The sequence below is a fragment of the Ferrovum myxofaciens genome (genome assembly GCF_013181415.1).
In the GTDB taxonomy this organism is placed as follows: domain Bacteria; phylum Pseudomonadota; class Gammaproteobacteria; order Burkholderiales; family Ferrovaceae; genus Ferrovum; species Ferrovum myxofaciens.
Map to the genome: position 1 here is coordinate 2198770 of NZ_CP053676.1, position 12632 is coordinate 2211401.

The 12632-nt window shown below is 55.6% G+C and carries 13 protein-coding genes and 1 pseudogene; 7 read left to right on the forward strand and 7 right to left on the reverse strand.

Annotated elements, in window-relative coordinates:
• Positions 1-146: 146 nt before the first annotated feature.
• Both HO274_RS10860 and HO274_RS10865 read right to left on the reverse strand, forming a co-directional pair.
• Positions 147-566, reverse strand: coding sequence for a type II toxin-antitoxin system VapC family toxin (locus HO274_RS10860; RefSeq protein ID WP_273119596.1), 420 nt, complete (start codon positions 564-566; stop codon positions 147-149).
• A complete protein-coding gene (locus tag HO274_RS10865; RefSeq protein WP_031598819.1) occupies positions 553-813 on the reverse strand; it encodes an AbrB/MazE/SpoVT family DNA-binding domain-containing protein in 261 nt (86 codons plus the stop codon). The genes HO274_RS10860 and HO274_RS10865 overlap by 14 nt, the downstream gene beginning before the upstream one ends.
• Positions 814-956: 143 nt before the next feature.
• On the opposite strand from HO274_RS10865, the gene HO274_RS10870 reads away from it, so the two are divergent.
• Both HO274_RS10870 and HO274_RS10875 read left to right on the forward strand, forming a co-directional pair.
• Positions 957-1436: a putative toxin-antitoxin system toxin component, PIN family gene (locus HO274_RS10870; RefSeq protein ID WP_273119598.1), complete on the forward strand. Its 480-nt coding sequence runs from the start codon at positions 957-959 to the stop codon at positions 1434-1436.
• Complete coding sequence (locus tag HO274_RS10875; protein ID WP_273119600.1) at positions 1433-1663, forward strand: ribbon-helix-helix protein, CopG family; 231 nt, start codon at positions 1433-1435, stop codon at positions 1661-1663. The genes HO274_RS10870 and HO274_RS10875 overlap by 4 nt, the downstream gene beginning before the upstream one ends.
• Before the next feature lie 137 nt (positions 1664-1800).
• Here the strand turns inward: HO274_RS10875 and HO274_RS13600 are convergent, their stop codons facing one another.
• Complete coding sequence (locus HO274_RS13600) at positions 1801-2001, reverse strand: transposase (protein WP_420537364.1); 201 nt, start codon at positions 1999-2001, stop codon at positions 1801-1803.
• A gap of 26 nt (positions 2002-2027) precedes the next feature.
• On the opposite strand from HO274_RS13600, the gene HO274_RS10880 reads away from it, so the two are divergent.
• On the forward strand, positions 2028-2612 hold the full coding sequence (locus tag HO274_RS10880) for a hypothetical protein (protein ID WP_273119603.1): 585 nt from the start codon (positions 2028-2030) through the stop codon (positions 2610-2612).
• On the opposite strand, the gene HO274_RS10885 is transcribed toward HO274_RS10880, so the two are convergent.
• The 4 genes from HO274_RS10885 to HO274_RS10900 all read right to left on the reverse strand — a co-directional run bounded on the left by HO274_RS10885 (position 2609) and on the right by HO274_RS10900 (position 8444).
• On the reverse strand, positions 2609-3781 hold the full coding sequence (locus HO274_RS10885; protein WP_273119605.1) for a glycosyltransferase family 4 protein: 1173 nt from the start codon (positions 3779-3781) through the stop codon (positions 2609-2611). The genes HO274_RS10880 and HO274_RS10885 overlap by 4 nt on opposite strands.
• Positions 3782-3786: 5 nt before the next feature.
• Positions 3787-5001 carry a TIGR04063 family PEP-CTERM/XrtA system glycosyltransferase gene (locus tag HO274_RS10890; protein ID WP_273119607.1) on the reverse strand — a complete coding sequence of 405 codons (1215 nt, stop codon included), beginning with the start codon at positions 4999-5001 and terminating at the stop codon, positions 3787-3789.
• A gap of 3 nt (positions 5002-5004) precedes the next feature.
• Positions 5005-6888 (reverse strand): XrtA/PEP-CTERM system amidotransferase, encoded by a 1884-nt coding sequence (locus tag HO274_RS10895; RefSeq protein ID WP_273119610.1) that lies wholly within the window; start codon positions 6886-6888, stop codon positions 5005-5007.
• 86 nt (positions 6889-6974) lie between these two features.
• A complete protein-coding gene (locus HO274_RS10900; protein ID WP_273119612.1) occupies positions 6975-8444 on the reverse strand; it encodes a Kelch repeat-containing protein in 1470 nt (489 codons plus the stop codon).
• 134 nt (positions 8445-8578) lie between these two features.
• On the opposite strand from HO274_RS10900, the gene HO274_RS10905 reads away from it, so the two are divergent.
• From HO274_RS10905 to HO274_RS10925, 4 genes and pseudogenes are all read left to right on the forward strand, one after another.
• Complete coding sequence (locus HO274_RS10905) at positions 8579-10060, forward strand: right-handed parallel beta-helix repeat-containing protein (protein ID WP_273119613.1); 1482 nt, start codon at positions 8579-8581, stop codon at positions 10058-10060.
• A gap of 32 nt (positions 10061-10092) precedes the next feature.
• The gene (locus HO274_RS10910) at positions 10093-10821 is read left to right on the forward strand and encodes a YdcF family protein (protein WP_273119615.1); all 729 of its coding nucleotides are present in this window, start codon (positions 10093-10095) and stop codon (positions 10819-10821) included.
• Positions 10822-10913: 92 nt separating this feature from the next.
• The gene (locus tag HO274_RS10915) at positions 10914-11759 is read left to right on the forward strand and encodes an N-acyl amino acid synthase FeeM domain-containing protein (protein ID WP_273119616.1); all 846 of its coding nucleotides are present in this window, start codon (positions 10914-10916) and stop codon (positions 11757-11759) included.
• A pseudogene (locus tag HO274_RS10925) lies at positions 11759-12618 on the forward strand (ThiF family adenylyltransferase). Before HO274_RS10915 ends, HO274_RS10925 begins: the two are co-directional and overlap by 1 nt.
• Positions 12619-12632 lie beyond the last annotated feature (14 nt).

A 12632-nucleotide genomic window follows, 5' to 3' on the forward strand; every position in this document is an offset into this window, starting at 1 on the left:
CAAAATCAAATTCCCGCTTTCCTCCCCATGGCTAAAGCGAGGGGATTCTCGCGGTGTGGGGTTGAATTATATCCAAATTGTTCATTGATGCTGTATCCTCGGTAAGGATTGAAGGTGCGGGCCTGATATCCCCCCTCCCGCTTTTGCTATTTGAATGGGACAACGACTGTCGGACTGGTTTCCAACCGATTGGCGCGGCGTGCGAATCGACGGTCATCGAAACTCATGAATTCAGTGCAGTGACTGCTGGCCAGTAGATGAAGAGCATCAGCGAAATCCATCCCCTTTGTGTGCCAGGCCAAGGCATCGGTGATACGCGACCATTCTTCGACGTTGACGTTGGGTAGACCAAGTATGTGTTTGACGACTCGCATGAAATCATGGGCATCAAAGCCATAAAAGGCGCGCAAGACCCATTCGAGTTCAAGAATCACGGTCAGTGGTACGAACACTTGGTGGGATTCGGTCAGAAGACGATGTGCAATCGGACGTTGTTTTGCTGCCTCAGGGTCAGCCGGGTCATCCACATAAAAACGCGCCAGAATATTGGTATCAAGCGCGATCATCTTCGGCGTCTCGCATGGCAAGGGCGACATCAAAATCGGCAAGATGGCGTTTGCCCGGCCGCTTGCAAACCAGCATGCCAAAACCGTCTTCGGCATTGGTTTGAGCAACCTGACGCTTCACCTCAGCATGGATGACATGGCCTTCCAGGCTGAAATCGAGCTGGCAGCCAGGGGTGATCCCTAGACGACGACGGATTTCAACCGGAATGACGACTTGACCCTTGTCGGAAACGGTAACGGTTCGCATGATAACGCTCCTCTCTTACATGGTAAGAATATTTTATCACGAAGCATGACTCCGGCAACAGCTAATGGAAATAACCTTGACCTTGCTCTTGGCGAACTTGATGCCGACTACCGCTACCTTGAGCATTCCGGAATGGGTGTCCCATGCAGGGGATATTCAGTGATGAGGTTGAAAATCAAAATGACTTCATATATGCTGTCAAAATGATTCCGGTTGTTATCGATACCAATGTTTTCGTTGCGGGCTTGCGTTCCAGAGGTGGGGCTTCACGTGAAGTGTTACGCCGGGCGCTGACTGGCGATATTCAAGTTTTATTCGGCAATGCGTTGTGGCTGGAATACCAGGATTTGTTGGGACGGCCAGTTTGGGGTGAAACGACGACACCTATCGAACGGATACAGGTGCTGGCAGCGTTAGCAAAGCGGGGGCGATGGGTCACGGTGTACTACGGATGGCGCCCCAATCTACCTGACGAGGCGGACAACCACTTGATTGAACTTGCGATGGCAGGAGGCGCTTTGGTGATTATTACTCATAATGTGCGTGATTTGCGCGAAGGAGAGTTGAAACTTGGAAATCTACGCGTTCTGACACCCGCGCAATGTCTGGAGGAATGGCAATGAGTACCTTGACAATTAGACTGCCAGATAACACGAGTGAACGGTTGAAATTACTGGCAAGGAGTCGCGGCCTGAGCATGAACAAACTGGTAGAAGAATTGAGTGCGCAAGCACTGGCAGCCTGGGATACCGAAAATCATTTCCGAGTCCTGGCTGCTACCGGCGACACGATCCAGGCACTTGCCATTCTGAACAGGTTGGATGACGAAGACAGGAATGCTTCCGACTGAACGGATTGTGCCGCCTTTCAAAGGCTGACTGCGTTTGCAGCACGCTGCCATGTGAACATTTGTCCGCGCATTCCCCTTGCTAGGTGAGTTCCGATGCCAGAGGCACGCACAGCGCCCAGCATTGCACCAGCAGGGGGTCAAGCGGACGATTTTGTTTTTGACGTGGCTTTTGCCGCTGATTTTCTTGCGTGTTCTGCCGTTCCTTGAGCGTCCACGTAGGCCCGAACTATCTCAAGCGTTGCGCCACCCACTGAGCCTACGAAGTATGCCCGGTGCCAGAATAGTGGCTTACTGTCCGGGCAGTATGCCCCGATAGACCAGCAATACAGCCAGTTCAAGACCGACTCACACCCGGTTGTCCGAAGTGCCCGGCGTCGTGCTGCGCACTGGCGCAGTGTTGTGGAAACAGGCTTATGGTCGATACTTCTCCAAGTTGGGCGGTCGCCCGGTTATTCACCAGCGGCACGGCAAGCAATCGGTGTGGCTCACCTCGGAAGTGTTCAAGTTTATACCAGTCGTGGCTACCGACACTGGCGAAATAACCGGGTATCAGTTGCATATCGGCACCAGGAAATTTCCGGTAGGGGTTTTGGCATTCAAAGCGCTCAAGGTCAAAAACATGACCGCCCGAATTCGTCTGTCTAAGCTGTGGGAACACCGACCATGCGGATCACAATGCGGCAAAAGTTATTGCCTTGCGCGGTGTCCGGCAATTATTGTCCGGCAATTATTGTCCGGGAAGTGTGTTCAGAAGGAAAAGAAACGGTGCAGGATCACAAGAAACAAGGTAGGGGCGGAAGGCTCCGAACCGGTTGCGGAAATGCAATCTACGCTTGGTGAGATCGTGGTAAGTCGTGGTGGTGGTAACACTCCTGCGCTCTGGTCGTTGACCCAAGAAGAAACCCCCACTTGCTTTGCACGCAAGGCGACAACGCATTTACGCGCTTAGTGGCGGGAGAGGATTGTCTGAAACAGGGCCATTTGTCCCTCACTGGTTTCATCCCAACTGAAGCGACTGGCGAATTTCCGGGTGTCTTCCCGGTGGGGAAGATCGCTGAAGAGATCGATGATGGCCTGACTGAGGGCCTCCGGGGTGCGTTCCTGGACCAGTCTGCCGGCACAGGGTTCGGTGATCAGTTCGGGGCTGCCGCCCACGGCGGTGGAAACCACGGGTGTGCCGCAGGCCATGGCTTCCAGAAGGACGTTGGCCCAACCTTCGCTGGCCGAGGCCAGCACTAGGGCATCGGCGGCACTGTAGTGTTTGGCCAGTTCGACTTGGGGGATGTGGGTTTTGAACTGCACGCGTTGGGTGAGGCCCCGCTCCTGGACGAGGCGTTCGAGAGTTTTTTGCTCGGGACCCGACCCGATAATGAGGAGGTGGAAAGACGGGAGGGATTCGAGCGCCCGAACCACCAGATCATGGCCCTTTCCGGATACCAGGTTACCGACGGATACCAGCAGGGGGCCATTGACCCCCAGTTTCTTGCGGGTTTCTTCACGCTCTGTGGGCTGGAACAGAGACAGGTCCACCCCGTTTCTCAGCACGGTGATTTTATGTTCATTGACGCCCAGATGAAGGAGTTCCTGTTTGAGGGCACCGGAAACCGTGATGAGATGGGCGGCGTGACGGGCAGCTCGCTGGATGAGCGCTCGGGGAATGGGGTGGTGGGGGAGGAGATTGAGGTCGCTGCCCCGCGCAGTGATGAGGACGGGTTTTTTTAACCAGCGGCCCAGCAGGGTGGCGGCCACGCCATCGGGGTAGAAATAGTGGGCATCGATCAGGTCAAAATCCTGCCCGTGACGGATTTGCGCTCTGAGCAGGGGCAAACAGGCCAAGGCCATGCCCCAGGGGGCGAGGTTCATGCCGAATTTGGGAATCAGGGGGTAGCGGGGATGTTCGATGGAAATACCATGGCGAACCTCTGTTTTTGGGATTCTGGCCTGTCGGGCATAGTCTCCGAAACGTTCATGGGTGAAGGGAAACCAGGGGACGGGGGCCATGACCCGGGCTTCGACGGGTTGTGTACCGAGCAGTTGGCGCAAACGTGTTTCCACGAAGATTCCATGGTGGGGTTTGGTGGCATTGGGGTAGAGGGAACTGAAGGTGAGCAGGCGCATCGGGGTCAGGGATGCGGGTGGGCGAGCAACCGTTGGTAGAGGGGCAGGTAACGGTGGACGCTGTTTTTCCAGGTACGTTCGGTTTCCACAAAGGCTCGTCCGGCCAGCACCAGATTATGCCGGAGCGTGGGGTCGGTGAACAGGCGATGAACTGCATGGGTCAGGTCCCGGGGGTTGCCTGCTTCGAAGAGGAGCCCGGTTTTTTCATGCTGGATAAGTTCCTTATGTCCACCCACGTCCGAGGCCACGAAGGATTTTCCCTGGGCCATGGCCTCCAGAGGTTTGAGGGGCGTGACCAGTTCGGTCAGACGCATGGACAGTCGGGGATAAACCAGCACATCGATGAGGTCGTAATATCGGTGGACGTCCTGATGGGGCACACGGCCGGCAAATACCACTTTGTCGGCAATGTTCAGACGCTGGGCCAGGGCTTTCAGGGTCTCTTCCTGAGGGCCTCCCCCCACCAGAAGAATGCGGGTTTGAGGGAGCGTGGTCAGGATCTGTGGCATGGCCTCCAGAAGCAGGGACAGACCTTCGTAGGCGTAGAAGGAACCAATGAATCCGAGGACCTGGGCATCGGCCAGTGCCAGGTGTTTTTGCAAATCCAGGTCGGGAGGTCCCCCCAGAGGAAAATGGGCGATATCCACGGCATTGGGAATCACGGTAACCTTGTCCTCGGCAATGCCCCGGCTGAGGATATCCCGGCGCAAACCTTCACAGATGGTGGTGATGGCATTCGCCTGGCGAAAAGCCAGGGTTTCGAGGGCGCGGGTGAGGCGGTAACGGAGGCTGCCTTCCTTCGTGGTACCGTGGTCCACCGCCGCATCTTCCCAAAAAGCACGGACTTCATAGACCACGGGTATCCGGTATTGACGGCCGACCTTGAGGGCGGGGAGGGCATTCAGGACGGGGGAATGGGCGTGCAGAATATCCGGCTGGGTTTTTTCGATGACCTCATGCAGGCGTCGTTCCAGTCCTTTCATCACCGCCACCTGATTCAGGAGGGGGAGTTTGCTTTGGAGACCTAAACCGGGGGGGGTACGGTAGAAGTGCCAGCCCTCGACGGTTTCCTCTGACACGGTACAGCCCGTCTGTTTTTCGCTGGTCAGGTGGCAGGTTTCCCACCCCAGGGCCCGTTGTTCCTTGAGAATGGATAAGGTACGGAAGGTATACCCACTGTGCAGGGGCAGGGAATGATCCAGGATATGAAGGATGCGCATGGCTCAGAGTCGCAGGAAAGATTCAAACATGAGCAGCGACCAGAGGGGCGCGCTGTAATCACGGCGTCCTGCCTGATGCTCCTCCACCAGATGAGTGAGGAAGGACGGGTTGAAAATCCCGCAGTCCATCAAGCGTGGTCCCAATACGGAGGCGCGTACCGTCTCGCGCAAAGGTCCGCGGAACCAACTGGCCAAAGGCACCGCAAAGCCCATTTTCTGACGGTACAGGATGTCCTGGGATAAATAGGGTTCCAGGGCTTTCTTCAAGAGATACTTGCCCTCGCCCTGATGCAGTTTGAGGGAGGAGGGAAGACCGGACACCCATTCCATCAGGGGGTGGTCCAGCAGCGGTTCCCGGACTTCCAGGGCATGGGCCATGCTGGCGCGATCCACTTTGGTCAGGATGTCGCCTGGCAGGTAGGTTTTGATGTCCAGGTACTGAACCAGGGACAGGGAATCCTGGGTGGGAGAATTCCGGGCATGGTTTTTCAGCACTTCCACGGCCCGGTAGCCCTGCAGACTGGCGGTGAAGGAGGGGCTGAACAGTTGATTGCGCAACCGATCCCCTAATAAGGACACGCTGTGAAAATACCCTTCCACCGAATCCCGGGCGAGGGCTTCAAAAGTGCTTTTGGCGCGGAACATACGGGGCGCCCAGTCGGCTTTGGGGTACAGGGTGCCCAGGGTGCCAAAGAGGGGGCGGCGCAGTCCCAGGGGGAGCAGTGCGCGCATTTTTTCTTCCGCCATGTGGAAACGGTAACGGCGATATCCTGCCAGGTTTTCATCGCCCCCATCCCCTGACAGGGCCACGGTGACGGAACGGCGCGCCAGTTCACAGACCCGGTAGGTGGGCAGGGCGGAACTGTCGGCGTAGGGTTCGTCATAGAGGGCGGCCAGTTGATCCACCAGGGAAAAGTCGTTGGGATCCACTTCGCTGACCTGATGGCGGGTGTGGTATTGCTGCGCCACTTGTGCGGCATAGGGAGCTTCGTTGAAGCGGGGGTCCTGAAAGGCGATGGAACAGGTATTGACCGGCTCCGTACTCAACTCCGCCATCATGGCAACCACGGCACTGGAGTCCACGCCCCCGGATAAAAAGGCCCCCAAAGGCACTTCCGAGACCAGGCGAATGCGCACCGCTTCGCGCAGTCGTTCCACCAGTTCTTCCTGCATGTCCTGTAGGGAAGTGACCGGAATGGGCGCGAAAGGGATATCCCAATAACGGCGCGGCGCGGGAAGCGGAGCATTGGGGGAAAGAGTCAAATGATATCCGGGGGGCAGCTTGAAGGTATTCCGGTAAATGGTACGCGGTTCGGGAATATACCCATAGGCAAAGTATTCCTCCACGGCGCAGGGGTCGAGGGTCGGGTCAAAGCCGGGGTACAGGCGCAGGGCCTTGAGTTCTGAGGCGAAGATGAATTTTCCATCGGGTTGCAGACTGTAAAAGAGGGGTTTGACCCCCAATCTGTCCCGTGCCAGAAAAAGTTTTTGACGATTGCGATCCCACAGGGCAAAGGCGAACATTCCCCGGAAACGGTCGACACAGTTTTCTCCCCACTCTTCCCAGGCATGGACGATGACCTCGGTGTCGCAATGGGTGCGAAAGGTATGGCCCAGAGCCTGCAACTCGGGCATGAGATCCACAAAGTTGTAGATTTCTCCGTTGAAGACCACCACCACGCTGCGATCTTCGTTGAACAACGGTTGTTGTCCCGACGAAAGGTCGATGATCGAGAGACGACGATGGCCCAAACCCACGCCGGGCTCCATGTGCAATCCCCCTTCGTCCGGCCCCCGATGGAATTGGGCTTCATTCATGCGGTCCAGAAGTTCGCGGCTGAGGGAGGATTTTCCCTGGATATCAAAGATTCCGACCAGGCCGCACATCAGGCGGTTTTCCGGCGGCGGACATAAATCGACTTCTGGACAGGATTCCTGTTCATTCGGTTTTCCTTGGGGTCAGAGAATCAAGATCAGGGCGTATATTGCCACAGGTCGTTCAGGTAGTTCCCGCTGCCCTCCAGTCCTCCGAACAGCCATAAGGATCCGGAAGTTCCGGTTCCGGACAAAAACCATGCATTGGCGCTGGACCGGGCCCCTGGTATTCCCTGGGTACCCGGTGCAGTTCCATAACTGCCCGGTTGGTTGGCCAATTGGCTCCCATTGACCCACGTCCACTGCTGGGTGCCGAGATTGAATTTCCAAAGATCGTTCAACACGCCAAAGGTACCGGTGGAATCATAGCCAGAACCCCCAAACAACCATAGATTGCCGGAGGTGTCTGTCCAGGCCACGGAACTGTCCCGCGATCCGGGTAGATTGGTGGGGTTGGTGGTGCCAACGGTGCCATAAATTCCCGACTGGTTCAGGGGGTTGCCGGGGTGAATCGGTGTCCATTGACCCGTGCCGGGATTGAATTTCCACAAATCGTTCAATTCCCCGAGGGTAGGGGTGGAACCATAGCCATAACCTCCAAACAACCACAAATTTCCCGTTGAGTCTGTCCAGGCCACGCTGTCACTACGTGCCCCCGGTGATGTGCTGGTGCCTGAAAGAGTCGATGGTTGGTTGGAGAGTTTGGAACCACTGCTCCAGGTCCATTGTCGGGTACCGGGGGTGAACTTCCACAGATCGTTCAGTTCTCCAAGGGCACCGGTGGAATCATAGCCAAACCCCCCAAATAACCATAGATTGCCGGAAGTGTCCGTCCACGCCACGCTGGCAAAGCGTGCGCCAGGAGTTCCGGTGGTGCCTGTTTGAGCACCATAACTGCCTGGTTGATTGATATGGCTGGAACCCCCGACCCAGGTCCATGTTTTGTCAGTGGGAATGTATTCCCAGAGGTCGTTCATGTCACCCTCGGTGGTGCTGGAAGCATAGCCATAACCTCCAAACAACCATAAATTCCCTGCAGCATCGGTCCAGGAGAGCGAGTCGTTTCTGGCACCGGGAAGATTGCTGGTGCTGGGTACGTTTTGTGTGCCATAAATTCCGATTTGGTTTTGATTCAAGGGTGGAGAAGTGCTTTCCAGGGTCCATTGTTGGGTGCTGGGAGTGTATTTCCACAGGTCATTGATATCGTTGATTCCTGCCGTCTCACCTCCAAACATCCAGAAGTTGCCCGAGGGATCGGTCCAGGTGACGGAACTCATGCGGGCCTCCGGATACCCTGTGGGTTGCTGGTTGTAGGTGGAACTTCCTCCAATCCAGGTCCAGGGCAGAAGAGTATTGATGGAAATAGGAGGGAGGGAGGAGGTTACACCGCCGCCGCTCCCACCCCCCCCACCGCCGCCACAGGAAGAAAGTACCATGGGCAGAAGCAGGAGCAACACCAGAGGATTGGAAAGGGGTGTACTATTTCCCCGTTTCCCTGAATGCTTAGGCGAAGATCGGAAAAAAGAGGGGAATGACTGTAGGGTTTTCCACCAGGATTTCTGTATCATTCGTGAATTCCCGAGAGTGCGATGATTTTTGCCATTGTAGAGCAGATGAATACGGTTGGGAAGGTCGAAAAGTTGACTGATAGGCCGGTGATGGCCATGTCGGTCCGGCGTGATTTTTTGCAGGGAATTTATCCATGACCAAAATAAAATCCAACCGTTATCGCTATCGCTATCGGTACAGAAAAACAAAACTCGTCTTTCTGGGGACTTCTTTTCTGATTTTGATGGGGGTCGGTGGCGTCTTTATGGAGTATCGTGCCTCCGGTTATAGTGTGGCGGAGATTCTGAACTATCTGGACCGCAGGGTCGAGGGGCATCCCCGTCTGGAGAAATGGACGGCGCCGGTGTTTGCCAGAATTCGAGCCTTGGATGGTTCGTCAGAGTTTCAGGCACAGGCGGCCCAACCTTTTCTGATCCCACCCCCCCCTCCCCGATGGGGAATGGTCCCTTTGAAGGGAGGAGAGGAACAGGCTCTGATCGAGCCCTATCTGTCTGGAGTCTGGTTGGTCCCGCCGGGACCTGTCCATCGTATTCTTCATGTGGGTCCCTCCGAATCCATCAAAAGCATTTCTGTGGCGGCTTCCATGGCGCGGGATGGAGATGTCGTTCAAATCGATGCTGGGGACTATCATGGGGATGTGGTGGCTTCATGGGGGCAGAATGATCTGCTCATTCAGGGAGTGGGGGGCAATGCGCGCCTGTTTGCCGAGGGCAACAGTGCCGAAGGAAAAGCTATCTGGGTGGTTCGGGGCGGTCGGATCCGGATCGAAAATATCGATTTCATGAATGCTCAGGTTTCTGACCGGAACGGTGCAGGTATCCGTTTCGAAAAAGGGGACTTATGGGTTCGGAACTGTTTGTTTTTTGCCAACGAGAATGGGCTGTTGACCTCGGATGAAGAAAACTCTTCCCTGGTGATCGAGAACAGCGAGTTTGCCTACAATGGGGCAGGGGACGGTTTCTCCCATGATCTGTATGTGGGAAAACTGAAATCCCTGGTGGTGTTGGCCAGTTACTTTCACCATGCCAATGTGGGGCACCTGTTCAAAAGTCGGGCGGCCCGGAATGACATTCTATACAACCGTCTGACGGATGAAATGGGGGGAAGAGCCAGTTACGAACTCGATTTGCCCAATGGGGGCACGGCGCTGGTGCTGGGAAATATCATTCAACAGGGAACGGACACAGAAAATTCCACGGTGATTTCCTATGGGGAAGAGGGCATGTCCGGGCTGGACAATGTGCTGTACCTGGCCAGCAATACGCTGGTGAACGACAAGGAAGGGGCCGGTGCCTTTTTGCGCGTATCCAAGGCGGGAGCCCGAGTGGTTTCCGTCAACAATCTGCTGGTGGGGTATGGGGAATACCATGTTCTTGCGGGATTGGTCTCTTTCAATGACCGGTCAGTGGACTGGCAGGCATTTTACCGGCCGCTCCGTCAGGACTATCGGTTGGAGGCGCCGGTGGAGGAACCGTTGCATTACGAGACTCCTTCCCCATCGCTGGCGCCTGATATCGATCTCGTCCCCCGTGCCGAACCTGTGACGCCACGTCAGTTGAATTTGTTGAAGCATGGCCCAGTTTATCCTGGCGCGCTGCAAACCCTGGCTCCTTGAGCATGTCCTGGGGGGGGCTTGCCGAAGGGATCATGATGCCGCCCCTGGTATTGTTGTTGCCGATCTTATTGGGCGTGGGGTTGATGAGGGTTGGGAACAAACGGCAGGGTTTTTGGCTCGCGAGCAGTGGGTTGGCGCTGTTCTGGATCTTTTCCACTCCTCTGGTCAGCGGTTTTCTGCTGCATCAACTCATGCCCCCTTATCGGAACCTGCAGGGCAACGAAGCAGACGCCATTGTCATTCTGTCTGCCGGCATGGTTCACAACAGGGCTGAATACGGGGGGGTCGCCCCAAAAATCCTGACTCTGGAGCGAATTCGGTACGGGGCATGGTTGGCCCGTCGATGGAATAAGCCCGTATTGGTTTCAGGGGGAGGGGGGGGGCGGCTGGGGGTGTCCGAAGGTCAGGTCATGAAAAATGTGCTGGAAAATGAATTTGGCGTTCCGGTGCGCTGGGTTGAAACACGCTCCACCACCACCCGCGAAAATGCTCTGGATTCTGTTTCCCTGTTGAAAAATGCGGGAATCACCCGGATTTATCTGGTGAGCCAGGCTTGGCATTTGAACCGGGCGATGCCCGAATTCCAACGTCTGGGGATGACGGTCATTCCGGCGGGGACTGGGTACGACGAAGGCGCGATCAGCGGTTTCAGTTTTTTACCCAGTGCGTCAGGGCTACAGAATTTTTATTATTTTTGTCACGAACTGGTGGGGAGGGTTTGGTATTTCTGTCTTGACAGAATCAAACCGAATGGGTCATAGTCGGCTTAAGGATTCCTTAATTTGCGTTAAGCGAGTGTTAAACTTGGGGGGGCTATACTCCGCGCACGGTCAACGTGTGGGAGGGGCTTGGGATGTTTGAAATAATAGGGTTACAGTATTCCGGAGGGAACGATCCCATGGCCACTAAATATGATGTCGGGCACGACTGCGACGACGATATCATAGCGTCTTTTTTTGATTCGATTCCTTCGTCCCTGTCTTCGATGAGTTATGCCATTCCTGAAAATGACGATACGGTATCCCTCTCCACTCAAGCCCATGAGTATCGTATCCGTTTGGCCAACACGGAAGAGCGTCATGAATCTGCCAGTATCCTGATCAATCGAATGTATGAGTGGCGGGGCTACAAGAATCTTTCTGCGCAGACTCTGACCGAGCCCAACCGGATTACGTTGCTGGCTTACGACAATGATGCGGATGTGATTGGTACCATCTCCGTCGGCGTTGATTCGCCCCTGGGGCTTTATGCGGATTCCGGCTACCACGATGTGTTGCAAGACATGCGTGCCAAAGGCAAGGTTTTATGCGAATTCAATCGATTGGCCATGGATCCCCAGGTCAGAAACAAACGGGTACTGGCCAGTTTGTTCCATGTGGCCTATCTGTATCCCTATGGATTGTTTGGTTGTACGGATGGATTATTGGAAGTCAATCCTCGCCATGCACGATTTTATGAGCAGATGCTGGGGTTTACCCTCATTGGTTCGGAGCGGATCTGTCCGCGCGTCAATGCGCCTTCGGTGCTTCTGTTGATCGACTTTGAAGAACTGGGGCGAAGGATCCGCGAGGTAGGGGGAAGGATGGATAGGGCAGTGGGGGATCGTTCCCTTTTTCCTTACTTGATGACCGCCAAGGATTCCGAGGGTATTTTGGGCAGACTTCGCCAAATGGCCTATGATTCTCCCAGTATCTCGTGATGTTTGGTTATTCCGATGCCTTTTCGCGCAACATAGGCTGGCTGACCCGGGCCGAGCAGGGCTCCCTGGCAAACAAGTGCATTGCCATTGCGGGGATGGGCGGGGTGGGGGGCAATCATTTGCTGACCTTGGCCAGACTGGGGGTGGGGCGGTTCCATATCGCTGACTTTGATACCTTCGAAATCCATAATTTCAATCGTCAGGTGGGGCCACAGTCTCTCATCTGGGCCGTTCCAAGGTTCAGGTGCTGGCTGAAATGGCCAGGGACATCAACCCCGAACTGGAGATTCGCACGTTTCCCGAAGGGGTGACGGAGGCCAATCTGTCCGATTTCCTTTCCACTGTGGATGTGTACGTCGATGGACTGGATTTCTTCGCTTTTTCGGCGCGCCCTATGACCTTTGACGCCTGTGCCGAGGCCGGGATTCCCGTGGTGACAGCGGCTCCCCTGGGGATGGGGGCGGCGGTGGTGAATTTCATGCCTGGGGGGATGTCCTTTGAAGAATATTTTTGCTGGGGGAAGGGGACGGACGAAGCCAAAGCCTTGCGCTTTTTGTTGGGATTGGCCCCGGCCCGACTGCACTTCGACTATCTGGTGGATCCCTCTTCGGTGAGTTTGAAAGAACGTCGGGGACCTTCCACCTTCATGGCGTGTCAACTCTGTGCGGGCATGGCGGCCACCGAGGCGTTAAAAATTTTGCTGGGGCGGGGCAAAGTCTGGGCGGCTCCCTACAGTCATCAATTTGATGCCTACCGGAACAAATTGGTGCGTACCTGGCGACCAGGAGGGAACCGTCACCCACTGCAAAGAATTGCGCTCAAGATCGCTGAAGGACGGCTGGCAAAACTCAACGAATGAGTGGGCGAGGACAA